The sequence below is a fragment of the Novosphingobium sediminis genome (assembly GCF_007991615.1).
GTDB lineage: Bacteria > Pseudomonadota > Alphaproteobacteria > Sphingomonadales > Sphingomonadaceae > Novosphingobium > Novosphingobium sediminis.
The window spans coordinates 169,347-193,837 of the sequence record NZ_BJYR01000005.1; the positions used below are offsets into that span (position 1 = coordinate 169,347).

Below are 24,491 nucleotides of genomic sequence, written 5' to 3' on the forward strand. Positions count from 1 at the left end.
GGAAGGTCTCCTAATGCGTGGTCACCGAGAGAACGACATCGATGGATGCAACCGGGCCACCACGCGCAAGACAGGGACGCATGGAACGGCCTGTTTCGACGAAGCCAAGCTTGGCGAGAACCTTGCCCGACGCCGGATTGTCCTTGAAATGGCCTGAGGTAATCTTCTCAAGGCTCAGTTTATCAAAGGCAAAATTAACTACTGCACGCACTGCTTCGGTCGCAATGCCCTGCCCCCAATGCGCACGCCCGAGCCAGTATCCGAGTTCGGCCGAGGTGCCATCTTCGGCAGGCGACAGCCCGACGACGCCGAGCAGTTTCTCCTCACCTGCCCATGTGATCGCCCAGCCCCAATCGGCGGTGACGACTTCCTCGAGGAAGAAGTGCACCTCGGCCGCGCCATAGGGATGCGGGACGAGCGACAGGTTCCTTGCGACGTCCCAATCGCCCACCGCATCGATGATCGCGACGCTGTCTGCCGGAACCGGCTTGCGCAGGATCAGCCGGCGGGTGGCGAGCAGCGGGCTTTCCATCAGTTTTTCTGCCAGCCGTGCGAGAGGAGCTTCACCGTGACCTTGCCGGTGGCGACGACGACGCCGTTTGCATCGAGCATCGGAAATTCGGCGAGATAGCCCGCGCTGCCCTTGCGCTCGAGATCGGCGATGAGGCCTTCGAGCACGGGTTCCTTGAGGCTGAACTCGGCGAAGACATCGGTCGCGGCCATCTTGTGGAACGAGACAGCGATGTCCTTGATGATCGGGAAGAAGCGCTCCGTATCGAGGATCGAGATGCCGGGGATGGCGGCGGTGGCTTCGGCGAGCACGGTGAACGCGCCCATGTACATGACGCCAACATGGTTCTCGTTGCCGGCCAGCGGCATCCGGTAGCGCGCAGAACCGCGGCCGCTTTCAAGGAGTTCGAGGCCGGTACGTTCGACGAATTCGACACGGTAGGTCATTCAGGGTTCCTCAGGCTTTATACCGGACTTCGCCGCCGACGATGGTTTGCGCCACGCGGATGTCCTTGATCTTTTCGGGGTCTACTGCCGCCGGATCGCCATCGAGGATCACCATGTCGGCCAGCTTGCCGGGGCTGAGCGTGCCCTTGAGGTCTTCCTCGAACGAGGCGTGGGCGCCGTTGCTGGAAAGCACTTTCAGGCCCTCCATCACGGTGATCTTCTGGCTGGCGCCCCAGACTTCGCCGTTCCAGCCCTTGCGCGTGACCATGCCCTGCAGGCCCATCAGCGGGGAGAACGGACCGGGCTGGAAATCGGAACCCGCACAGACGGCGACGCCCGCATCGATCAGCATGCGGTAGGCCATCATGTGTTCCATCATCTCCGCGCCGTAGAAATGGAACTTGTCGGCATTGTAGTAGGCATAGCTGGTGAACAGCGCCGGCACCGCGCCAAGCGCCTTGATGCGCGCGACGAGCGCGGGCGAGACGTTGGTGCAGTGGGTGATCTTGGGGCGGCGGTCGGCTGGGCCGAGCAGCTTCGTGGCCTTCTCGTAGGCGCTGAGCACCATGGCGATCGCGACATCGCCATTGGCGTGGAAATTGGGCTGGATGCCAGCACGGAACAGCTTTTCGACCAGCGCGTCGATAGCCTCCTGCGTCATCGTGAGATTGCCGTAATAGGCCGGGGTGCGGCCCGGATAGGGCGTGGAGCGCGACATCGTGCGTTCGGAGAACGAGCCGTCGGCGGTCTGCTCGGAGGTCGCGCCGATGCGGATCCATTCATCGCCGAAACCGGTGCGCACCCCGTTGGCGATCATGGCATCGAGAAAACCGCTGTCGGGCTCATACGTCACGCGGTGCTTGAGGCGGCCTTCGCGGCGGATTTGCTGGATCGCGGCGACATCATCGAAGGGGCTGAGGCCCTGACCGGAATGGCAGACGCTGGTGAGGCCGTAGCGGACAAACTCCTCGCTGATCTTGGCCGCCCCCGCGATGGCACGCGCACGCTTCTGTTCGGGTGTGAGATCGGGCTCCTTCGTCTTCGCCATGATCGGTTCGATGGCGAGATCGGTGACGCGGCCGGTGAGATTGCCATTCGCGTCGCGATCATAAGTGCCACCGAAGGGATCGGGCGTATCGCGGGTGATCCCAGCGAGCTTGAAGGCCACGCTGTTGACCACGAAGGTGTGCCCGCCGCGGTGGGTGATCATCACGGGGTGCTCGGTCGAGACACGATCGAGATCGGCCATAAGGACGGGGCGGCCGTCCTTGATCTTGGTGTCGTCGTAGAACTCGCCGCTGACGAGCTTGCCCGGCGGGGTCTTTGCGGCGCGTTCCTTGAGCAGGCCGACGATGCGGTCGATGCTGTAGAACTCGACCTCGAATGGATTGCCCACGAACACGGCGTTGAGCAGCATCTCGCCCTGCGCATGGAGGTGGCAATCGTTGAAGCCCGGCACGATGGTCTGGCCGCCGAGGTCGATCACTTCGGTGCCGGCGGAGGCGAGCGTCTTGAGTTCGGCCCAGGTGCCGACACCGACGATGCGGCTGCCGGCCAGCGCGATGGCATCGGCGGAAGGGATCGCGGGATCGAGCGTGTGGATGCGCGCGCCCTTGAAGATGCGCGTGGGGGCGGGATCGAGGATCGCAGCCATGGCGCGGGGGGAAATGCCGGCAAGGCCGAGCGCACCGCCGGAGCCGATAAATCCGCGCCGCGTGATTGCCAGTGATCCAGCCATGTCCTGCCCCTCCCCATTCCAGCGACGGGCATGGTGCGGGCGTTACAGCGGCTTGGCAAGTGGCCGCTTGGCAGGCGCGTTCAGGCCTGATGCTCCAGCGCGCTGCGGGTGGCGCGGGTCCAGGTCTGGCTGCCGGTGAGGAAGGCGTACCAGCCGAGCGCTGCTCCGGCATGGCGAAGGAGCTGGAAGCTGAACGGCTCTGCCAATGCGGCGATCAATGCGGGGCCAAGGCGCAGGCCTTCGCGCCGCCCGGTCCAGCGCTTGTAGATGCCGAGCGACCAGAGGTGGAAGGTGAGGTCAATCACGATCTTGGCGATCATCACGAGGAGGATTGGGAACGCGAGATAGAAGCGGCCCGTCGCAACGAGGAAAATGAGGATCGCGAAGGCAGCAAGGCCGTAGATCGGCTGGAGCGTATCAAGCGCTTTCACCGGCAGCATGCGCGTGCCGACGAGGCCGTAGTGGCTGTTCCCCACCATGTCGCGGTTCCAGTGCTGCGTCTGCAGGAAGCCGCCGAACCAGCGCTGGCGCTGCTTGAGAAAGCCGCGGATCGAGGCCGGCGCATCGGTGCGGGCCAGCGCGCCGCCGACGACGCCGACATGCCAGCCGAGCGCGTGGTCGTTCGAATGGCGATGGAGGCGGTGGATCAGCTCATAATCCTCCACCATGCAATCGGGATCGAACCCGCCGACGGCCAGCACCGCCTCGCGCCGGAACGCGGCGAAGGCGCCGGAGATGAGCAACAGGCCGTTCAATTGCATCCACGCATGGCGCGAGAGGAAGTTGCGCACGTATTCGTAGGACTGGAACCATTCGAACAGGCGGCCTGAAAGCGATGGCCCGCAGATCGGCTGGAGCACGCCGGTTGCCGCGACGAGCGACGGATCGCGCAGGAAGGCGCTGCGCATCGCGGCGATCGCGCCGGGTTCGAGCAGGGTATCGGCATCGACCGTGAGCACGACATCGGTGCGCGCGTGCTGCAGCGCCTGGTTGAGCGCGCGGGCCTTGCCGCCGTGGGGCAAGCGCAGCCATTGCAGGCGGGTCGCGCCCACCACCGTTTCGGCCATGCCGCCGATGCAGGGCGCGGGCAGGCCATAGGTTTCGAGCATGACGGCAGGCGTGCCGTCGCTCGAGCCATCGTCGGCGATCAGGATCGCCTCGGGCGGCTGGGCCTGTGCGAGGAGGCGGTTTATGGTGAGATGGATGACCCCGGCTTCATTGTGCGCGGCGACAATGACGCCCAAGGTTGGTGCGTCTGCCGTATGCGGCACGGGACGGCTGCCATCGGCGACCAGCCCCCGGATCTGCCATGCCGTGAACAGCAGCAGCGCAGTATCATAGAGGATGTAGACCACGCCGACCGACCACATGCCGACGCCCTGCCGGTAGAACGCCTGCGCGGTGAGAGCTACGAACAGCAGCGGCGCGGCAATCCCGATCAGGTGGCTGATGAGGGGCACGGGGCGCGGGGTGAAGCGCGGGGATTCTGCGTGGAGAACGGCGTTAAGGGACGACATAATCGGGCGCCTTAGCTGCCCGAACCTGAACCTGCTATTGCGTTTGAGGGGCAGGTAGGTGAACATTCGGCAATGAACCGAAACGGGCATGGAGCGGACATGGTCAGGAAATACAGCGGCGTAGCGATTGCCCTGCACTGGATTGTCGCATTGGGTATCTTCGTGAACCTGATGCTGCCCAATATCTGGGAAGCCGTTGGCGATGAAAACGTGCGGCCCCTGATCGATGCGCACAAGTCGATCGGCATTACCGTGCTCGGCCTAGCCGTGATGCGGCTGTTGTGGCGGCTCACGCACCGCCCCCCTGCCCTGCCGGACAGCTACAAGCCGTGGGAAGTGAAGGCCAGTCACGCCGCGCACTGGGCGCTCTATGCTTTCATCTTCGCGATGCCGCTCACCGGCTGGATCATGGATTCAGCGTGGAAAGACGCGGCGACCCATCCGATGCAGTGGTTCGGCCTGTTCGAATGGCCGCGCATCAGCATGGTCATGGGCCTCGACGAAGTGACCAAGAAGAGCGTGCACGACAGCTTCGGCGAGGCACATGAGCTGCTGGGCTGGGCCCTGTGGGCGCTGTTTGCGCTGCACGTGATCGGCGCGCTGAAGCACCAGTGGGTGGACAAGGAACAGGAATTGCAGCGGATGCTGCCCTGAGCCGCTAGTCGAAAGCGGCGACGGCGGCATCGAAGGCGGCTTCGAGCGCAGCGTTCGTGCCCCGCATGCCGGCCACCACCTCGCTCGCCCAGCTGACATAGTCGGCCTTGCGCGCCGCGTCCCAGTCAGCCGGAGGTGATGCCGCGATATCGCGCAGATTGGCGATCTTGTCGGCCAGCTTGACCAGCCGCGCACCCGGAGACTTGTGCGCCGCGCGAGCTATCTGAAGCCGCTTGCGTTCGGCCTTGGGCAGCGCCTTGTCGTCGGTCACTTCGGCCACCATGGCCGCCACGTCCGGCCCGAAGCGCGCTTCGAGTTCGGCGGGCGTGGTTTCGGTGTCCTCCACCGTATCGTGGAGCAGCGCGGCAGCGATCACTTGCGCATCGGCTATGCCGCCTTCCTGCGCGAGGATCGTGGCGAGGGCGAGCGGGTGGTTGATGTAGGGCGTCGCCTCGGCGTCCTTGCGGCGCTGGCGGCGGTGCTTGTCGGCGGCAAAGGCAGCAGCATCAAGCACGAGGACGAGATCGGGGTTCATCGTGGGCTCCTTCAAGGTATCCGGTGCGCATGGTTCGCCATCGGCAGGAACGACCTGCCGGAACCGAGCGCATGAAGTGGGGGCTTGGCAAGCATCAGCATTGGCTGAAGGCGGCATGCTGCGACTTGACAGCAGGGGGCCTGTGCTTACCCCTGTTCCATAAGGGTGGTTCGGGGGTTCTGCTATGCGAAAAATCACGGTTTCGGCTTTTGCGCTCGCGCTTGTGGCAACAGCGGCACAGGCAAAGGGCCCGGCGCCTGCCGATACCGTGCTGCGCGGCGGGGCGATCCTCACCGTCGATGCCAAGGACCGCGTGGTGGAGGCCATGGCGATCCGTGGCGGGCGGATTGTCGCGCTCGGCAGCGACAAGGCGATCCGCGGCTATATCGGCAAGCGCACCAAGGTGATCGACCTTGCCGGACGCACCGCGACGCCGGGGATGATCGATGCCCACGCCCACGCGCTCGAAGGCGGGATCGACGAAGTGGCGAACCTGCAATTGGGCGAGGCTTCCAGCGTCGCCGATTTCCTGGCGCGGGTGAAGGCGCGGGCGGCGGAACTGCCGCCGGGCGCATGGCTGACGGGATCGGGCTGGAACGAGAGCCGGATTGCCGAACATCGGCCGCCGAGCCTTGCCGAACTCGATGCAGTATCGGGCGGCCACCCCGTCGCGCTGGGCAATACGACCGGGCACTACACACTGGTCAACAGCGCCGTGCTGAAGCTGGCCGGGGTAACGGCGCAGACGCCCGATCCGGCAGGCGGGCGCTATGACAAGGATGCCTCCGGCGCGCTGACGGGCGTGATCTATGACAGCGCGCAGGACGTGCTCGACAAGCTGGTGCCGCCGGTCGATGCGGCGACGCGGGCCAAGGGGCTGACCCATGTAATCGAAGGCGCGCTTTCCGAAGGGCTCACGGGCTTCAAGGATCCCCGCACCGGGCGCTTGCAGTGGGATGTCTATGCCGCCGCGGCGAAGCAGGCGCCGCTCAACGTTCACGTCTGCACGCTGACCTTTGCGCAGACCGACATGACCGCGGCGCGGGCGGCGGTGGACGATTACCACCAGCGCAAGAAGGAACTGGCAGGGCTCAAGGGCCGCAACCTCGACGTGTGCGGGGTGAAGATCTTCCTCGACGGATCGGGCGCGGGGCGTACGGCGTGGGTCTACCAGCCGTTCGAGACGGACGCTTCGCATGCCAATCCGGGTACGGGCTTTCCGATGATGGGCGCGGATGTCTATCGCCAGATGGTCGACCTGTTCACGCGGGAAGGCATGCCGATCGGCACCCATGCCATCGGCGACCGGGCGATCGATACGGTGGTCGATGCCTATGCCGATGCGCTGAAGAAGTTCCCCAAGCAGGGGCTGCGCCACAGCCTGATCCACGCCAATCTGCCCACGGACCATGCCATCGACGTGATGGCGGACCTCCAGAAAAAGTACGACGCGGGCTATCCCGAAGCACAGGCGGAGTTCCTGTGGTTCCTCGGCGATGCGCTGGCCGCCGGCTGGGGTCCGCAGCGCAGCGTGAAGATGATGCCTTATGCGACCTACGTGAAGCGCGGCATCCTCTATAGCGACGGTTCGGACTATCCGGTGACGCCCTATGCGCCGCGCTATGGCCTGTGGTCTTCGGTGGCGCGCGAGCCGGATGGGGACCGCTTCGGCAAGGCTCCGTTCGGCACGGCCGAGGCGGTTGACATCCACACCGCGATGAAGAGCCACACGATCTGGGCGGCGCGGCAGTTGTTTCTCGAGAAGCAGACCGGCTCGCTCGAAGTGGGCAAGCTGGCGGATGTGGCGATCTGGGACCGCAATCCCTATGCGGTACCCACGGCCAGCCTCAAGGACATGCGCTGCATGATGACGCTGTTTGGCGGCAAGGTGGTATTTGTTCGGAAATGATGATGCGACGGTTTGAGGCCGATGTGCTGGTCATTGGCGGCGGCACCGCCGGATTTGGCGCGGCGCTGGGCGCGGCGCGTGCTGGCGCAAGGGTGCGGCTGATCGAGGGTACGAGCAAGATCGGCGGGGTGATGGCGTTCTGCCCAGGCATGCCGTGGGGCGGCGGCTATCCCACCGGGCGCAGCATCGGCGGCGTGTTTGGCGAACTGACCGATGCGCTGTGCGCGATGGATCCGCCAATGGCCGAAGTGCGCCCCTCGACGCTGGAGAACTTCGGATACGAAGTGATCTACGACCACGAAGCGGCTGTATTCGCCATGTTCCAGATGCTCGAGGATGCGGGCGTCGAGGTGCATCTGAACACGTTTGCCGGTGCGCCGGTGATGGAAGCCGGGCGGATCACTCGCATCGCATGCACCGATCGCAGCGGGCCGATGGTGATCGAAGCCGGAATGGTGATCGATTGTTCGGGCGATGGCGATACTTCGGCGCGCGCCGGGGTGCCCTATGTGGTGGGCGACGGGCGCGGCAACATGATGGGGGTGACACTCTCGTTCTCGATGGTGGGAGCGGACTGGGCGCGGGTGTTTGCCAAAGGCGATCCCTATTTCGAGGAGGAAGCGGCCTTCGGCGTGGCGCAGGGGCTGATCCATCCCGATCTTGCCAAGCTCTACCTGATGAAGGGCTTTCATGCCGATACGGTGTTCTGCAATTCGGTGCATATCCGCGGCGTGGACGGGACCGATCCGCAAGCCGTTGCAAAGGCGACGCAGGAGGGGCGGCGGCGCTGCCACCAGCTGGCGCGCTTCCTTGTAGCGCACGTACCGGGCTTCGAGAACGCGCGGATGAACGAACTGGGCCCGACGGTGGGCGTGCGCGAGACACGCAAGCTGGAGGCCATTCACCGCATTCTGGCCAGCGACCTGCGCGCCGGGGCCAAGCCTGCGGACGGTATCGTCGCGTGCGACAATCCCATCGACGATGTGATGCGTGGGAATGAGGACATGACGCATGACGCGATCGTCGCAAAGGGCGAGTATTACACGATACCCTTCCGCGCGATGGTGCCGGCGCAAGTGGCGAACCTGCTGTTCGCCGGGCGGCTGGTCTGTGCCGATCCGGCTGCCTTCGCTTCGGTGCGCGGGATGCCGCAATGCATGGCGATGGGGCAAGCAGCCGGCACGGCGGCAGCGATGGCGCTGGCGGAAGGCGTGGCGGTGCAGGCGCTCGATCCCGGCAAGGTTGTCACCGCGCTGGCGGCGCAAGGCATGCGCGGGATCGGCGGGGATACGCTGCTGCGCCACACTCCGGCGCTGGAAGCAGCCTAGCCGAAGATCACCTTTTCCTCGCCCAGCCAGAGCGGCGAACGCGGCAGATCGATGAACTTGCGCTCATCCTCCAGTAGCAGCGCGCCGGCGGCGCGCGCTTCGGGCGTGTCGGTGGCGAGGTCTTCGAGGCTGTCCCACCATAGCTGCGCAACGCCGTCATAGGGCCCCGGCGCGCCGCGCACCGCAGCGAAGGGTGCGTCCTCCGCATTCGGCAGCGAGTGAAGCTGGACATAGCGGCGGATCTTCAGCGCATCGCGGACGCTGGCGACCAAGGGCGCGTGGTTGGTGAACCAATAGTCCTGAAATTCCGCGCGGCTGAGGTGCGGCAGGCGGCGGAGGCAGAAGGTAAGCTTGATCATGATGCGCGCGCTTTCAGCCAGGCCTTGCCGGCGTTCTGGATGGTGAGCAGTGCCTTGAACGGCGAGATACCGATATTGGCGCGGCCGGTTCGGGCGATGGCGTCGATCTGGGCGTAGTACCAGTAGGTTACGGCAAAGCCCTCGACCGCGCGCATCATCTTGAGGCCGCCGAGGAAGGAGAGCCATGGCGGCAGTAGCTTCAGCTTGCTTTCCCAGCGGTCCAGTTCGTCCGCGCCGGCCAGCAGCTTGGCGGGGCCTGCGGTATCGACGCAGAGCGGGCGGCCGAGGCCGATGACATCCGCGCCGCCGGTTTCGAGCGCGGTGTTCATCGCGCGGCGGGTGCGGAAGCCTCCGGTGACGAGGAGCGGCATGGTGAGCGAGGCGCGCATCGTCTTGGCGAAATCGACGAAGTAGGCCTCGCGCGCGGCAGTAGAGGCCGCCACCTTTGGCGCATCGGGCGCTTCCATGCCGGAAATGTCCATCATCGCGGGCTGTTCATAGGAGCCGCCGGAGATCTCGAGCAGGTCGACGCCTGCGTCCTGCAGCCAGCGGGCGACCACCATGCTGTCTTCAAAAGCGAAGCCGCCCTTCTGGAAATCGGCGGAATTGAGCTTCACGCCGATGGGGAACGCAGGCCCCACCCCTGCCCGCACCCGCGCGATGACGGCGAGCAGCATCCGGGCGCGGTTTTCGAGGGAGCCGCCCCATTGGTCGGTGCGCAAGTTGGCGCGCGGGCTGAGGAATTGCGAGAGTAGATATCCGTGCGCGGCATGGATCTGCACGCCCGTGAAGCCGGTTTCCTTCGCCACTTCGGCGGCATGGCCGAAGCGTTCGATGAGCTCCAGTATCTCGGCCTCGGTCAGCGCTTCGGGCACGCCGAACTGCTTGCCGGGGAGGCCGACAGGAACGGCGGAGGGCGCCTTGGGGTGCGGATTGACGGTGACCTGCGTCTGGCGGCCAGCATGGCTGATCTGCATCCAGATATGGCCGCCGGCGCGGGTTCCGGCTGCGGCCATCTTGCGCAGACCAGCGAGCGCGGCTTCATCCTGCGGGCCCTGGATGATGACATTGCCGGGACGCTCTAGATGGTCCCGGTCAATCTGGACGTTACCGCTGATGAGGAGGCCGCTGCCGCCATCGGCCCAGAGCCCGTACAGCCGCTCAAGTTCGGGCGTGGCGCGGCCTTGCGGATCGGCGAGGCCTTCGGTCATCGCGGCCTTGGCGAGGCGATTGGGCAGCACCGCGCCGCAAGGCAAGGTCAGGCTGTCGGCGATTGTCGGCATGCGGTGTGGTCTCCCCCGGATGTTATCGTTGTGGGGAGCTTATTGCTTAACCTGAAGCTGGCGGCAATGGCAGGCAGGTGGTGTGCTTGATCCGGTCCAGCACCACGCTGGAGCGCACGCTGGCGACATCGCCGTGGCCGAGAAGCTGTTCGTTCATAAGCCGCGAATAGCTGGCGAGATCGCGCGCAACGATGCGCAGAAGATAGTCGGAATCGCCCGTCGTGGCGCGGCAATCGAGCACTTCCTCGAGCGCGGAAATGCGCGCGTGGAAGCCGCGGACAACATCGGGCGCGTAGCTTGCCATGGCCACCGCGACATAGGCTTCGACCTGAAGGCCAAGCGCGGCTTCGCTCAGCAGCGCAACGGTGGCGCGGATATATCCTTCCGCTTCGAGGCGGGCGACGCGGCGGGAGACCTGGCTGGCCGAGAGGCCGACGAGCTTGGCCAGATCGGCATGCGCCCGCGAGGAATCGGTCTGGAGCAGCGCGAGAAGCTGACGGTCAAGCTTGTCCACGGAAGGCTCCCTATACAGCCAGCGCAGCAACGATCGCGCGGTTGACGATCGCATCGGCAAGGTCCGCAATGGTCATCGCGCCGGGCATGAGGCGGATCACGCCCTTGCGGCGCATCGAAGCGAAGCCATAGATCGCGGACCAGAAAGCGAGCGTGCGCAAGTCTGCCACGTCCTCGCCAAGGCCCGGCATGGCGCGGGCGATCTCGCTGCGCAGCGCGGCGTGTCCCTGCTGCTGCAAGGCGAACAGATCCTCATCGAGCGCGGGATTGGTGAGTTCGCTTTCGTACATGAGATCAACGAGGCGCGGGTTCTCTTGGGCAAAGCGGATGAATTCGGTGCCCATGGCGCGCAGCTTGGCAGCCGGATCGGCGCGGGATGCAGCGATGCCCTGCGATTGGGCGAGCATCTCTCGGAAGCCATCGAGTGCAAGCGCAAGGAGGAAGGCGCGGCGATCGGGGAAATGGTGATAGGGCGCACCAGGCGAGACGCCGACCTGCTGCGCCAGCGTGCGCATCGAAAGGCCGACGTGGCCGTTCGCCTCGATCCACGCGCGGCCGGCCTTGAGCAGATCGCCCCTCAGATCCTCCTTGTGGTACCGCTTCTTCGTCGACATGCGCCTTCCCGGTTCGTGCGCAGTCTTAGCCGCCCTGCCGAGGCGTTGCCAGCGGCTTGAGGCCCTGCAGACCGCCGCCATGCGGTAAGCGCAGGATTACCGGGATCACCGGGCCGGACCATCCCGCGCCGAGTTTTATCTAATCCGAGGAGTTGATTCGTACCGGCGGCGCCCGCATGGCGGCTTGCACATACCACTCGATTTTCCTGGAAAGGTCCGCACGATGACGATCAGCAGCGAAGCGCTGGAAATGGCAGCGAAGGTCGAGGCTTTCGTGCGTGAGAAGATTTTCGCCTACGAGCAGGATCCCCGCCGCGACCACCACGGCGCGCCGACCGACGAACTCGTCATGGAAATGCGCGAACTGGCCCGCGAGGCTGGGGTGCTCACCCCGCACATCCGTCCTGATGGCAGCCACTACAACCAGCGCGAAACGGCGGTCATCCTGATCAAATCGGGCCTCACCCCGCTGGGCATGCTGGCCTGCAACACGCAGGCGCCGGACGAGGGGAACATGTACCTCATCGGCCATGTCGGCAGCCCGGACCTCAAGGAACGGTTCCTGAAACAGTTGGTCGAGGGCCGCGCGCGTTCGGCCTTCCTGATGACCGAGCCGGCGGAACTCAACGGCGCGGGTGCGGACCCTTCGATGATGCTGACGACCTGCCGCAAGGACGGCAACCACTGGGTGGTGAACGGCAAGAAGTGTTTCATCACCGGGGCCGAGGGCGCCAAGGTCGGCATCGTGATGGCCAAGTCCGAGGATCCGGACAGCAAGGGCGGCGCGTGCATGTTCCTTGTCGATCTGCCCGATCCCGCGATCCAGATCACCGGCGTGCCGAACACGATCGACAGCTCGATGCCCGGCAGCCATGCCGAGATCACCATCGACAACTTGCGCGTGCCCGCTGACCAGATGCTCGGCGATGCGGGCGAAGGCTTCAAGTATGCGCAGATCCGCCTTTCCCCGGCGCGCCTCTCGCACTGCATGCGCTGGCTGGGCGGGTGCATGCGCGCGCAGGAGATCGCGCTCGATTATGCCAACCGCCGCATGGCTTTCGGCAAGCACCTGATCGATCACGAAGGCGTCGGATTCATGCTCGCCGAAAACATGATCGACCTTAAGCAATGCGAACTGATGATCGACTGGTGCGCGGGCGTGCTCGATACCGGCTCACTCGGCACGGTCGAAAGCTCGATGACCAAGGTCGCGGTGTCCGAAGCGCTGATGCGCGTGGCCGACAAGTGCGTGCAGGTGATGGGCGGCATGGGCGTGACCGACAAGACCATCGTCGAGACGATGTTCCGCGAAATCCGCGCCTTCCGCATCTATGATGGCCCGACCGAAGTCCACAAGTGGAGCCTCGCCAAGAAGCTGCGCCGCGATTGGAAGGCGGCGCAGTAAGGCGTTTCTAAAGCGGCATGTGCTGAACGAGGAAGGCGATCGCGGCGTCGTTGAAGGCGTCGTTGCGGTCGCCCGCGACCATGTGGCCCGCCCCGCCGACATCGGCGACTTCGAGATGCGGCACAAGTTCGCGGAAGGCGGCGATCCCGGCATCGCTGACCACATTGCTCTTGAGCCCGCGCACCAGCAGCACCGGCACACCGGTTTCCGCCAGCGAGAGAGCGGAGTTCTGCATCGTCTCGTGAAAGTCCTCAGGCCGTTCCGACACGATCCGCGGATCCCAGTGCCAATAGAACCGCCCATCCTCCCGCTCGCGCAGATTGCGCATGAGGCCCTTGGGATCGCGCGGGCGCGGCCGCTCGGGGTTGTAGGCAGCCACGGCGTCGGCGGCTTCGTCCAGAGTTGCAAAACCGTTGGGATGGGCACGCATGAACCCGACGATGCGGTTGATCCCCTCCGGCTCCGGATGGGGCACGATATCGACCAGCACAACCGCCGCGGGCTGGATGGCCGAGGCCACCGCGTGAATCGAGGTCGCCCCGCCGAGTGAGGCTCCGACCAGCGCGAAAGGCTGTTCAAGCTGCGCCACGATGGCTTCGACATCGGCGACTCGGTCATCGAGCGAATAGGCGCCGGCTTCGGACCATTCGCTTTCCCCGTGCCCGCGCAGATCGACATTGATGACGCGGTAGCCGCGCTTCGCGAGGGCCTTCGCCGCGCCGGACCAGCTGTGGCGGGTCTGCCCGCCGCCGTGCATCAGGATCACGACAGGTGCAGTCATCGGCCCCACATCGTCGGCCACCAGCGCAAGCTGATCGCGCGAGACGATCTTGCGAAGGCGTCCGTCTTGGCTGGAATTGGTCATCGTGTGGTGGTCACCTCGCTCGCGGAATGCTGCGCCCCCGCCTGTGAGCGCAGCACAGGCTCATCTGCCAGTCGAATGTGGTGCCGCGAACCCCCAAAATACCGAGGCGCCGCAATCCGGTTTCACCAAGAGCAATCCAGAATGGCCGCATCGGCCAAGCCAGCGAAACGGATGCGCCGCCCTTATTGGTGCACAGGCAGATTCGACAGGACGAACCCTAGGCCGAACCCTGATAATCATGCCGGTGGGCTCTATCACCGGACCACGGTGCTGGCACCAAACACGGCGGGTACAGACTTGTGCTCCGCCAGCGGAGGGGGAGATCACATGAGCGACGCGACGCTGTTTCTGACCGACGAGCGCACTTTCTGGCACTGCACGGGCGTGCAGGCGCTGTTCTTTCCGATCGGCGATTGGGTCGAGCCGCCTTCGGGCAGCTACGGCGCCGATACGCCTGCCTCGAAGCGTCGCCTGCTCAATCTGGTACGCGCCTCCGGCCTCGACCAGCATCTTGAGGTGCGCAGCGCCGCACATGCCACGCGCGAGGATCTGCTGCGCATCCACCCCGCCAGCTACATCGACGAATTCAAGCGGGTGAGCGATGCCGGCGGCGGCGAGCTCGGCCTGTTCGCGCCGTTCAGCAAGGGCGGCTTCGAACTCGCGACGCTGTCCGCCGGCCTTGCCATCGAGGCGGTGGATGCCGTCGTCACCGGCCGCGCGCGCAATTCCTATGCGCTGTGCCGGCCGGCCGGGCATCACTGCCTCGCCGATCAGCCAATGGGTTTCTGCCTCCTTGCCAATATCCCCATCGCGATCGATGCAGCCAAGGCGAAGCACGGCCTCGGCAAGGTTGCGGTGGTCGATTGGGACGTGCACCACGGCAACGGCACGCAGAGCATCTTCTATGATCGCGGCGACGTGCTGACGATCTCGATCCACCAGGACCGCTGCTTCCCGCCGGGCTATTCGGGCCACGACGATCGCGGCGAAGGCGAAGGTCTTGGCGCCAACCTCAACGTACCGCTCCCCGCCGGCAGCGGCCATGAGACGTACTTGCGCGCGCTGGACCGCGTCGTGATCCCGGCGCTGCAGCGCTATCAGCCCGATCTGATCGTGATCGCCAGCGGCCTCGATGCCAATGCCGCCGATCCGCTCGCGCGGCAGATGCTCCATTCGGAAAGCTACCGCGAGATGACCGAACGCATGGTCAAGGTGGCGGATGAGCTGTGCGGCGGCCGCCTCGCGGTGGTGCATGAGGGCGGCTATTCGGAAGCCTACGTGCCGTTCTGCGGCCACACCCTGATCGAGGCACTGGCGGGCGTGCGCACCGAAGTCGTCGATCCCGAGATGGACTTCTTCGGCCCGCAGCAGCCGGACGACCGCATGCTGGCGTTCCACTTCCAGCTGATCGAGGAAATCCGCGAGGGCGCAGGGCTTTAAGCGCTCGCATCGCGCGAACTGCAGCAAGGGTCGGCGGCAACGCCGGCCCTTTTGCGTTGGCGTCCTAAAATGGCGGTCCCGGCCAGATTGTTGGCGGCTGGCGACGTTGCATCGCACTGCATCCTTGAGTGACATTCCACACTGCAATCATGCCGCGCCGTACCTCGGCGGCAGGCAGGCCACAGTGGAGCTGGATGTGAGCGAAGTAATGGAAAGACCGCAGCAGGACAGTGCCGGCAAGACGCAGGATTTCGACGTCCTGATCGTCGGCGCAGGCATCTCCGGCATTGGCAGCGCCTATCACCTCAAGACGCAGAACCCCGACAAGAGCTTCGTGATACTCGAAGCCAAGGAGAACATCGGCGGGACTTGGGATACCCACAAGTATCCGGGCGTCCGGTCCGACTCCGATCTCTATACTTTCGGCTATCGCTTCAAGCCGTGGATCGGCCCGCCGATCGCCACCGCCGAGGAGATCCGCAAGTACCTGCGCGACGTGCTGACCGAGAACGACCTCAACAGCTCGATCCGCTTCGGCACGCTGATCACGCGCTGTTCGTGGTCGACCGCCGAGAAGCTGTGGACGGTCGAGACGTGCAAGGCCGACGGTTCGGCCGGGCCGACCTACCGCGCCAATTTCCTCTGGATGTGCCAGGGCTACTACGACCACAAGAACCCCTACCTGCCCGATTGGCCGGGCATGGGCGATTACAAGGGCCAGCTCATCCACGCCCAGCTGTGGGACGACAGCGTCGACTATTCCGGCAAGGAAGTCGTCGTGATCGGTTCGGGCGCAACCGCCGCAACGGTGATCCCGGTGCTGGCCGACAAGGCCAAGCACGTCACCATGCTGCAGCGCTCGCCGACCTACTTCTACTGCTATCCCAACCGCAGCGATCTGGCTGACCGCCTGCGCGAGATCGGCGTGGACGAGGACACCGTGCACCGCTGCGTGCGGCTCGATTACCTCCACAACCTCAAGATGCTCGACCACCGCGCGCGTGAAGAGCCCGACATGGTGTTCGAGGAACTGAAGGAACTGATCCGCCAGTATGCGGGTCCGGACTTCCAGTTCGAACCGCACTTCACCCCGCGCTACCGCCCGTGGCAGCAGCGCCTCGCGTTCATCCCCGATGGCGACATGTTCGAGCGCATCCGCGACGGCAAGGTGACCGCGATCACCGACACCATCGATCATTTCACGGCTGACGGGATCAAGCTCGCCTCGGGCGACGAGCTCAAGGCGGACATCGTCATGGCCGCGACCGGGTTCAAGCTGCTGATGATGGGCGGCATCACGTTCGAAGTGGACGGCAAGGAAGTCGACTGGTCGGAGAAGGCGACCTATCGCGGCATGATGTTCGAGGGTGTACCCAACATGGTGTGGGTGTTCGGCTATTTCCGCGCGGCATGGACGCTGCGGGTCGATCTGCTTGGCGATTTCGTGTGCCGGATGCTGCGGCACATGGACGAAAAGGGCGCGAAGGAAGTCAACATCGTGATCCCGCCGGCGCTGGCAAACGAGCCTTTGCTGCCGTGGATCGAGGACGACAACTTCAATCCCAGCTACCTGATGCGCGATATGGACAAGCTGCCCAAGCGCCTTGGTGAGCAGCCCGAATGGCGCCACACACAAGACTACTGGCGCGAGGCTGAAGACATTCCGGCGGTCGATCTGGACGGCGCCGAATTCGCCTACAGCTAATCTGCGGCGAGGCAGGCCTCAGGCGAAGCGATTGTTCTTCGTCTGGGCCTGCCGCCGGTATTCCAGCGCACCCATGCCAGACCAGCGCTTGAACGCGCGCGAGAAGCTGGAGGGTTCGGCAAACCCGACCGCGACGGCGATCTGCTCGATCGCCAGCTGCCCTTCGGCCAGCAATTCACGCGCGCGGCTATAGCGCGCCTCGTCGATCATCGCCGAAAAGCGCGTTCCTTCCTCGGCCAGCCGCCGGTGCAGCGTGCGTTCGGACAAGGCGAGCATCCGCGCGGCTTCACCCGCGGTCGGAAAGTCGCTCTCGCTGCGGCTGAGGCGCGCGGCGAGCCGCCCCTTGATCGTGCCGTCAGTCTGTGCGCGGCGCAGGATGCTGTCGCACCGCGAACTGTAAAGCGTGACGAGATCGTGATCCGCCATCGGCAGTGGCAGCTTCGCCGCACCCGGCTTGAACACCCACTCCGTCTGCTCTGCGTTGAACTGCACCGGGCACGGCAGATGATGGCGCTGCTGTTCCCAATCTGGCGGCGGCGGAGCGGCGAGCGTGACGCGCTCAAGCGGCAAGTCCCCGCCCATCAGATCGGCCACCAGCGTCCGGATTGCGCCGAGATCGCGGTAGTGCGAGAAATCATGCAGATCTTCTGACAGCTTTCCGTAGCTGCCGATGAGCGCAAAGGCGCCGTTGGGCGCCGAGGCATAACGGTAGTTGATGAGCGAATAGGTTAGCGCCTGGCAGCGGCAGGCGATCTGCAGCGCCTCGCCGAGCGTCCGCGAGGTCATCATGGCAAGGCCGAGCTCGCCGAACTTGATCGCCCGATAGCGCAAGCCGACATCGAACCACATCGTTCGGGCGCCCGCCGTGCAAGCGGCGAACGACTTTTGCAGCTGCAATTCTTCCTGCGCGAGAAGCTGGCCGGAATTGGCGTCAAGACGCACCGGCCGAATATGGCTGGTGCGGCAAAAATCATCCCAATCAACCCTGGTCTGGCTTGCCAGGGCGCTGCGCATGATCCTCGCGCTCAGGTCCGGCAACGTCGCGTAGAGTACATTGGAGTCCATGCTCCATCCCCTCCTCTTTACCCTTGTGCTGCCTTTTTTGGAGGAACGTAGCGGGCGCTGGCCACATCCGTCAATAACTTGGCGCGCAGCGTCATGGTGCGAAGCCCACCATTGGCCTAACTTTCCAAATAGATGGCAGTAGCTTTGGGGGTTATCGTTATTTTCCAGATGTTTGCCGCGAAGCCAGATTTGACGACACTTGGCGGCCCTGAACAAGCCTTGATGTGGCAATCCCTTGCCAAAGCCTGCGCGGCTGTCCGCAGCGGGCAAAACGTGTTTTTGCAGTTCGCAGGAGCCCTTTGATGGAACAACCGTTTGTCTTGCCGGAAACCGCAGCCGTGCTCGCCGGAATTGCCGAGCAGGGCGGCCCGCACCTCGCCGACCTTTCGGCGACGGACATGCGCGCGGTCTATCTGCAGATGGGCGCGCTGTTCGATGTGCAGCCGGAAGAAGGCGTGCGCTGGACGGACATCGATGGGCCAAGCTGCAAGCTGCGCGCCTATTTCCCCGGCGCCGCGGCGGCCGGCCCGGTCGTGCTCTACATGCACGGCGGCGGCTGGGTGATCGGCGATCTCGAGACGCACCATCCCGTCTGCAGCACCATTGCGGCACTGACCGGGTGCCGCGTCGTCGCCGTCGACTACCGCATGGGGCCCGAGGCCCCCTTCCCCGCAAGCCATGACGATTGCATCGCAGCAGCAGAGTTCGTGCTCGGGAGCCCGGCAGAGCTTGAAGCACCGGTCACCGGCCTTGCCACGGCGGGCGACAGCGCGGGCGGCAATCTGGCGTTTCACGTCGCTGCCATGCTCGGTGCCGACAAGGTCAAGGCGCAGCTCCTCGTCTATCCCTGGCTCGATTGTACCGCGCCCGATCGCGGCTCGTACAAGGCGTTCGGGGAGGGCTTCATCCTCGACGCCAAGTTGCTGGCCCGGTTCGCGGCGGACTACCTGCCCGCCGATGGCGATGCGACGAGCCCCGCAGCATCGCCCCTGCTCCATCCGCTGCCCGCCGCGCTGCCGCCTGCCGTCATCCTGACCGCAGGGCTCGATCCGCTGCGCGACCAAGGCCGCGCAATGGCTGGCCGCATGGCCGAGGCGGGCATGGAAGTTCACTTCATGGAGGCCAAGGGCCTCATCCACGGCCTTGCCACCATGCGGGCCGCCTTCCCAACCGCCGATCGCATCCTGAGGCGCGCGATCGGCGTTTTCGCAGATCTGGTGAGCGGCTGACGATCCCCGTCAGCCAAACGCCACAACAACAAAACGACAACTAAAAGGAGAGGGAAATGAGAAACATCCGGCGCACCGTACTGGTTGCATCCACCGCCATGGGCCTTGCAGGCATCGCCCAACCCGCATTCGCCGCCCCGGCACCGGCTGCGGAAACCGTAGCGGCTGCAGAAGCCCCGGTCGGCGAAATCATCGTCACCGCCAACAAGCGCAGTGAAAGCATCAGCAAGGTCGGCGCCAGCGTCGCCGCGTTCGACACCACGCTGCTCGACAAGCGCAGCATCGTGCGGCTCGATGAACTCGCCAAGGCGGTCCCGAACCTCGCGCTCGCGCCCTCGACCCACGGCACGCCGGTGTTCACCCTGCGCGGCATCGGCTTCAACTCGGACTCGCTCGGCGTCTACCCCGCCGTCAGCCTCTCGCTCGATCAGGCCCCGATGCCCTTCCCGGTCCTTGCCGGCCACTCGCTCTATGATCTTGAGCGCGTCGAAGTGCTCAAGGGCCCGCAGGGTACACTGTTCGGCCAGAACTCCACCGGCGGCGCGATCAACTTCGTTGCGGCCAAGCCGACCAAGGAACTCCAGGCCGGCTTCAACCTCGACTATGGCCGCTTCAACGAAGTCCACGGCTCGATGTTCGTCAGCGGCCCGGTCAGCGAGACCGTCGGCATGCGCCTCGCTATCGATGCGATGCACCGCGACGACTGGCAGTACAACTTCACCCGTGACGACAAGAACGGCGAGCAGAACTACATCGCCGCGCGCCTGATCACCGATTGGCAGGCCTCTGACCGTCTCAAGTTCGAACTCAACGTCAACGGTTCGGTCGACCGTTCGGACCCGCAGGCGCTGCAGATCATCGCCTCGCTGCCTTCGAACCCCGCCGCCCCGACGCCGGAAGAACTCAACGCCCCGCTCGCCCCGCGCAACCTGCGCGCGGCCAACTGGTCGAACTCGGGCCGCCGCGGTGTCGGCACCCAGTCGGATACGGAATCGGCCCGTCCGCGCGGCAACCGCAAGATCTTCCAGGCCTTCCTGCGCGGTGACTACAACGTGACCGACACCGTCACGCTGACCTCGATCACCACCTACAACCACCTCAAGCAGAACATGGCGTTCGACCTTGACGGTTCGCAGTACGAACTGGTCGACAACCCGCGCGGCGATGGCACGATCGACGATTTCAACCAGGAACTGCGCATCTCGAACGCCTCGGCGCCCGGCGAGCGCTTCCGCTGGACGCTCGGTGCGAACTACAACCACAGCAAGGTGAACGAACTTCAGATCATCACCTATGGCGCCAACTCGCTGAGCAACGCCGGCACCAACTTCATCCACGAATCCAACGTGCAGAACCGCGGGCGGATGGACAACTACGCCGTGTTTGCGAACGGCGAATACGACATCAATGACAAGCTGACGTTCAAGGCCGGCATCCGCTACACCAGCTCGAAGAACAAGAACCGCATGTGCGGTTCGGACACGACGGGCGACCAGCAGCTTTCGGCGCTGTTCCGCCTGCTCGGCAACCTGCTGGGCGGCAAGGACATCCCGATCGGTCCGGGGGACTGTATCTCGCTGAACGCGGCCAACCTGCCGGGCGATCCGATCAACATCACGCTCAAGGAAGACAACGTCTCCTGGCGCGCGGGTCTGGACTTCAAGCCCAGCTCGACCACGCTGATCTATGCGAACATCTCGCGCGGCTACAAGGCGGGCGCGTTCCCGGTGATCACCGGCGCCACGCAGGAAGTGTTCAAGCCGGCCAAGCAGGAATCGGTGACGTCCTATGAAGCGGGCGTGAAGACCCGCCTGATGAACAACGCCATCTCGCTGAGCGGCGCGGTGTTCTATCAGGACTACCGCGACAAGCAGATCCAGGGCACGGTCAACACCGCGCTGTTCGGCCTGCTGCAGCGCCTCGACAACGTGCCCAAGTCGCACATCTTCGGCGTCGAAGCCGACGTTGCGATCCGTCCGACCGCCGGTCTCACGCTGTCGGGCTCGATGTCCTACCTGAAGACCAAGGTCGATCAGTATTCGGGCATCACCGTGTTCGGCGATCAGAAGGACTTTGCCGGCAGCCGCCTGCCCTTCGCGCCGTCGTGGTCGCTGGTCGGCGATATCGACTACCGCGTGCCGACCGCCGCGGGCGGCGAGGTCTTCGTTGGTGCGGGCATCAACTACCGCACCTATCAGGATGCCTACATCGCCGGCAGCCAGCTGCAGATCCCCGACAACGGGGTGAACCGCTGGATCGACCGCACCGCCTTCCGCATTGAAGGCTACGCGCTGGTCGATGCGCGGATGGGCTACACCTTCCCGGGCGACAAGCTGACGATCTCGGCCTGGGGCAAGAACGTGTTCAACACCTTCAACGTCCAGAACAAGATCTCGTACAACAACATCATCACCCAGGCGACCGGCATGCCGGCTACCTACGGTGTCTCGCTCAAGGTGCGCTTCAAGTAAGCACCGCGTTCAAGGGGGGAGCAGTGCCGCTGGCGCTGCTCCCTTTTTGCTGCGTATCGTTCCCTGCTCCACCCTCAGCTCCAAGGATTGCCATGCCTGCGGAAACGCTCCCCGATCCGGTCATCGCCCGCGCGCGGTCGCAATCGCTTTCGGCCATGCTCACACGTTCGGCAGAACGCCATGGCGCGAAGACCGCGATCATCTGCGGCGAGGTAACATGGAGCTACGCCGATTTTCACCGCGAGGTCGAACGGCTCGCCTCGGGCCTCAAGCGCCTTGGCATGCAGGCGGGCGACCGTATCGCCATCCTTGCGCGCAACAGCCACGCTTTCATCGCGCTGCGCTTTGCCATCGCGCGGGCTGACGCGGTGCTCGTGCCGATCAATTTCATGCTCAATGCCGAGGACGTGCGCTACATCCTCGATCACTCGGGCGCGCGGGTGCTTTTCGTCGACGAAACCACGAAGGACACGGCGCTTGCCGCGCTGGGCGACAGGCTCGAACATGTCTTCGGCATTCCCGGTGAACATGCGCCGCCACCGGCCGGCCTGCCCGAATGGACCGAACTTTTCAGCGAAGAACCCATCGCCCCGCAATCGCGCGGCGGCGAGGATCTGCTCCAGATCGTCTATACCAGCGGCACGGAATCACGGCCCAAGGGCGCGATGCTTTCGCACAACGCCGTGCTGTGGGAATACCAGAGCTGCATCATCGATTGCGAATGGACGGCGAGCACCATCGCGCTCCACGCCATGCCGCTGTTCCACTGCGCGCAGCTTGATTGCATGATCGGCCCTGCCCTCCATGTCGGCACCACGAATATCATCACCGGCTCGCCCGCTGCGGACAACGTGCTGCAACTGCTGGTGCGGCATAAGGCCACCTCGTTCTTCGCGCCGCCAACGGTGTGGATCTCGCTGCTCCGCTCGCCGCTGATGAAAACGGCGGACCTATCGGCGCTGGAGAAGGGCTATTACGGCGCCTCGATCATGCCGGTCGAAGTGCTGCGGGAAATGAACGCACGGATGCCGCAGCTGCGCCTGTGGAACCTCTACGGCCAGACCGAAATCGCCCCGGTCGCGACGATCCTGTTCCCCGAAGAACACGCCGACCGCCTCGGCTCGGCGGGCCGGCCCACGCTGCATGTCGAAACCCGCATCGTCGATGATGCGATGCAGCCGGTGGCGCCGGGCGAAGTCGGCGAAATCGTCCACCGTTCGCCCCAACTCCTTTCAGGCTACTGGAACGATCCGGAACGGACGGCAGACGCCTTTGCCGGCGGCTGGTTCCACAGCGGCGATCTCGGCGTGGCCGACGAAGCGGGCTACATCACCGTGGTCGACCGCAAGAAGGACATGATAAAAACCGGTGGCGAAAACGTCGCCTCGCGCGAGGTGGAGGAAGTGCTCTACCAGCACCCGGCGATCAGCGAAGTCGCGGTGATCGGCATGCCCGATCCCAAGTGGATCGAGGCCGTCACCGCGGTGATCGTGTTGCGCGACGGCCACGCGCTCGAAGTGGAAGCCGTGCTGGCGCATTGCGGCGAGCACCTTTCGGCGTTCAAGGTGCCGAAGAAGGTCGTCTTCGCCGAGAACTTGCCGCGCAATGCGAGCGGCAAGATCCTCAAGCGCGAACTCAGGCTTTCACTGCTCTAGCGAACAATCCGCACCCCACCTTCGTCATTGCGAGCGTAGCGAAGCAATCCAGAGCGTATATGCGTGCCGCTCTGGATTGCTTCGCTACGCTCGCAATGACGAACCGAAGGAACTGGGCTCGGCCTTATGCCGTCGCTCTAAGCCGCGAGATACTCCCCGCCGGTAACGAACACCACCTGCCCCTGGATCATCGCGGCCGAGGGACTCGCGAGGTATTCGATCAGGCTGCAATAGTCGTCATGCGTCACGTTGCGCCCGCTCGGGCTGGCGGCAGCGGCGGCGGCGAGGATTTCCTCGGTCTTTTCGCCATAGACCTGCCGCAGCGCTTCGGTATCGACCGCGCTGGGGGCAACGCAATTCGCCCGCACGCCCAGCGGCGCCAATTCGCGCGCGAGGTAGCGGATCAGGGCTTCCGCCAGCGACTTGCCAGCGCCGACTGCGGCATAGTTCGGAATCACCGTCCGGCTGCCACGGCTGGAGAGGAAGAACACCGTGCTGCCCCGGCGGAACAGCTTCACCGCAGGCTGGACGAGATAGACCAGCGCTGTGCCGTTGAGGTTGATCGCCTCGGTAAAGGTCACCGGATCGACGGTCAGCAGCGGCTCGGGCAGCACTTTCACCGCGCAGTGGACGAGCTGGTCCAGCCGGTCGGTCTTTGCCGCGACTTCAGCGACAACCGCCTGTGCACCTTCCGGCGTGCTCACATCGCCCTGAATCAGATGGCAGCGCGCGCCGAGCGCCTCGATCTCCTGCTTTGCGCTGTCGGCCGAGGCCTGATCGGCGCGGAAGTTCAGGAACACATCGGTATCGGGCTTGGCGAAGCGCTTGGCGATGGCAAGCCCGATGCCCTTGGTGCCGCCGGTGACGAGAATGGACATGGTGCGCGCCCCTTAGCCGACGTGGCCGATGGAGGACACCAGCGTCACCCCGAAGCGCTCGATCATCCCGCCCGCATCCGCGCGCAGCGCCAGCCATTCCGGCGTCTGCTCGTCGCGCTCCATCGCGGCCTTGTCAGCCCACGTCATGATCGCAAAGCGGTAAGCTCCGGCCTCGGCGCCCTCCAGCCCTTCGGCGACGAGGATCGTCTCAAGGCTGGTGAGATTGGGCAGCGCGCGCGCGAGCGGCGCATGAACATTGGCATAGGCGGTTTCGAAGGCTTCGCGGTCTTCCGGCTTGGGCGCCGACCACACGGCAACGAGCTTGAGCATCTGTTCTCTCCCGCGGCGCGTGTCGATGATCGGGGGCCTTG

At 64.9% G+C, this 24,491-nt stretch carries 22 protein-coding genes; 9 read left to right on the top strand and 13 right to left on the bottom strand.

The features are described from left to right. Positions 1–10 precede the first annotated feature (10 nt). The 4 genes from NSE01_RS04055 to NSE01_RS04070 all read right to left on the bottom strand — a co-directional run bounded on the left by NSE01_RS04055 (position 11) and on the right by NSE01_RS04070 (position 4,212). A complete protein-coding gene (locus tag NSE01_RS04055) occupies positions 11–532 on the bottom strand; it encodes a GNAT family N-acetyltransferase (RefSeq protein ID WP_147158339.1) in 522 nt (173 codons plus the stop codon). Continuing rightward, complete coding sequence (locus NSE01_RS04060; protein WP_147158340.1) at positions 532–957, bottom strand: PaaI family thioesterase; 426 nt, start codon at positions 955–957, stop codon at positions 532–534. Before NSE01_RS04060 ends, NSE01_RS04055 begins: the two co-directional genes overlap by 1 nt. A gap of 10 nt (positions 958–967) precedes the next feature. After that, positions 968–2,695, bottom strand: coding sequence for an amidohydrolase (locus tag NSE01_RS04065; protein ID WP_147158341.1), 1,728 nt, complete (start codon positions 2,693–2,695; stop codon positions 968–970). Positions 2,696–2,775: 80 nt separating this feature from the next. Continuing rightward, a complete protein-coding gene (locus NSE01_RS04070) occupies positions 2,776–4,212 on the bottom strand; it encodes a glycosyltransferase family 2 protein (protein WP_147158342.1) in 1,437 nt (478 codons plus the stop codon). Positions 4,213–4,311: 99 nt separating this feature from the next. On the opposite strand from NSE01_RS04070, the gene NSE01_RS04075 reads away from it, so the two are divergent. Further along, a complete protein-coding gene (locus tag NSE01_RS04075; RefSeq protein WP_147158343.1) occupies positions 4,312–4,866 on the top strand; it encodes a cytochrome b in 555 nt (184 codons plus the stop codon). A 4-nt stretch (positions 4,867–4,870) separates the two neighbouring features. Here the strand turns inward: NSE01_RS04075 and NSE01_RS04080 are convergent, their stop codons facing one another. Then, positions 4,871–5,401 (bottom strand): HD domain-containing protein, encoded by a 531-nt coding sequence (locus NSE01_RS04080; RefSeq protein ID WP_147158344.1) that lies wholly within the window; start codon positions 5,399–5,401, stop codon positions 4,871–4,873. A gap of 184 nt (positions 5,402–5,585) precedes the next feature. Here NSE01_RS04080 and NSE01_RS04085 point away from each other — a divergent pair, with 184 nt between their 5' ends. Beyond that, positions 5,586–7,310, top strand: coding sequence for an amidohydrolase (locus NSE01_RS04085; protein ID WP_147158345.1), 1,725 nt, complete (start codon positions 5,586–5,588; stop codon positions 7,308–7,310). 2 nt (positions 7,311–7,312) lie between these two features. Then, on the top strand, positions 7,313–8,638 hold the full coding sequence (locus NSE01_RS04090) for an FAD-dependent oxidoreductase (RefSeq protein ID WP_147158346.1): 1,326 nt from the start codon (positions 7,313–7,315) through the stop codon (positions 8,636–8,638). Here NSE01_RS04090 and NSE01_RS04095 read toward each other — a convergent pair. Genes NSE01_RS04095 through NSE01_RS04110 form a run of 4 tightly spaced genes read right to left on the bottom strand, consistent with a single transcriptional unit; the run spans position 8,635 to position 11,407 of the window. Then, complete coding sequence (locus NSE01_RS04095; protein WP_147158347.1) at positions 8,635–8,997, bottom strand: EthD domain-containing protein; 363 nt, start codon at positions 8,995–8,997, stop codon at positions 8,635–8,637. The two genes, NSE01_RS04090 and NSE01_RS04095, sit on opposite strands and share 4 nt — an antisense overlap. After that, positions 8,994–10,280, bottom strand: coding sequence for an NADH:flavin oxidoreductase/NADH oxidase family protein (locus NSE01_RS04100; RefSeq protein WP_147158348.1), 1,287 nt, complete (start codon positions 10,278–10,280; stop codon positions 8,994–8,996). Before NSE01_RS04100 ends, NSE01_RS04095 begins: the two co-directional genes overlap by 4 nt. Positions 10,281–10,326: 46 nt before the next feature. Continuing rightward, on the bottom strand, positions 10,327–10,794 hold the full coding sequence (locus NSE01_RS04105; RefSeq protein WP_218033243.1) for an Lrp/AsnC family transcriptional regulator: 468 nt from the start codon (positions 10,792–10,794) through the stop codon (positions 10,327–10,329). Positions 10,795–10,804: 10 nt separating this feature from the next. After that, positions 10,805–11,407: a TetR/AcrR family transcriptional regulator gene (locus tag NSE01_RS04110; protein WP_147158350.1), complete on the bottom strand. Its 603-nt coding sequence runs from the start codon at positions 11,405–11,407 to the stop codon at positions 10,805–10,807. A gap of 223 nt (positions 11,408–11,630) precedes the next feature. Here NSE01_RS04110 and NSE01_RS04115 point away from each other — a divergent pair, with 223 nt between their 5' ends. Next, positions 11,631–12,812 (top strand): acyl-CoA dehydrogenase family protein, encoded by a 1,182-nt coding sequence (locus NSE01_RS04115; protein WP_147158351.1) that lies wholly within the window; start codon positions 11,631–11,633, stop codon positions 12,810–12,812. Between the two features lie 7 nt (positions 12,813–12,819). On the opposite strand, the gene NSE01_RS04120 is transcribed toward NSE01_RS04115, so the two are convergent. Next, positions 12,820–13,677 (bottom strand): alpha/beta fold hydrolase, encoded by an 858-nt coding sequence (locus NSE01_RS04120; RefSeq protein WP_147158352.1) that lies wholly within the window; start codon positions 13,675–13,677, stop codon positions 12,820–12,822. A 327-nt stretch (positions 13,678–14,004) separates the two neighbouring features. Between NSE01_RS04120 and NSE01_RS04125 the strand changes: the two genes are divergently transcribed. Continuing rightward, complete coding sequence (locus NSE01_RS04125) at positions 14,005–15,117, top strand: histone deacetylase-like amidohydrolase (RefSeq protein WP_147158353.1); 1,113 nt, start codon at positions 14,005–14,007, stop codon at positions 15,115–15,117. Between the two features lie 208 nt (positions 15,118–15,325). Next, entirely contained in the window at positions 15,326–16,822 is a 1,497-nt protein-coding gene (locus tag NSE01_RS04130; protein WP_147158354.1) for a flavin-containing monooxygenase, read from the top strand. Between the two features lie 18 nt (positions 16,823–16,840). Here NSE01_RS04130 and NSE01_RS04135 read toward each other — a convergent pair whose 3' ends face one another. Next, complete coding sequence (locus NSE01_RS04135) at positions 16,841–17,887, bottom strand: helix-turn-helix domain-containing protein (protein WP_147158355.1); 1,047 nt, start codon at positions 17,885–17,887, stop codon at positions 16,841–16,843. Between the two features lie 302 nt (positions 17,888–18,189). On the opposite strand from NSE01_RS04135, the gene NSE01_RS04140 reads away from it, so the two are divergent. The 3 genes from NSE01_RS04140 to NSE01_RS04150 all read left to right on the top strand — a co-directional run bounded on the left by NSE01_RS04140 (position 18,190) and on the right by NSE01_RS04150 (position 23,242). Further along, entirely contained in the window at positions 18,190–19,116 is a 927-nt protein-coding gene (locus NSE01_RS04140) for an alpha/beta hydrolase (protein ID WP_147158356.1), read from the top strand. Positions 19,117–19,172: 56 nt separating this feature from the next. Continuing rightward, a complete protein-coding gene (locus NSE01_RS04145; protein ID WP_147158357.1) occupies positions 19,173–21,587 on the top strand; it encodes a TonB-dependent receptor in 2,415 nt (804 codons plus the stop codon). Positions 21,588–21,679: 92 nt separating this feature from the next. After that, positions 21,680–23,242, top strand: a complete 1,563-nt coding sequence (locus tag NSE01_RS04150; RefSeq protein ID WP_147158358.1) for a fatty acyl-CoA synthetase — start codon at positions 21,680–21,682, stop codon at positions 23,240–23,242. A gap of 137 nt (positions 23,243–23,379) precedes the next feature. Here the strand turns inward: NSE01_RS04150 and NSE01_RS04155 are convergent, their stop codons facing one another. Both NSE01_RS04155 and NSE01_RS21145 read right to left on the bottom strand, forming a co-directional pair. Then, positions 23,380–24,120 (bottom strand): SDR family oxidoreductase, encoded by a 741-nt coding sequence (locus NSE01_RS04155; RefSeq protein ID WP_147158359.1) that lies wholly within the window; start codon positions 24,118–24,120, stop codon positions 23,380–23,382. Between the two features lie 12 nt (positions 24,121–24,132). Continuing rightward, positions 24,133–24,450, bottom strand: a complete 318-nt coding sequence (locus NSE01_RS21145) for an EthD family reductase (RefSeq protein ID WP_170233755.1) — start codon at positions 24,448–24,450, stop codon at positions 24,133–24,135. Positions 24,451–24,491: the final 41 nt, after the last annotated feature.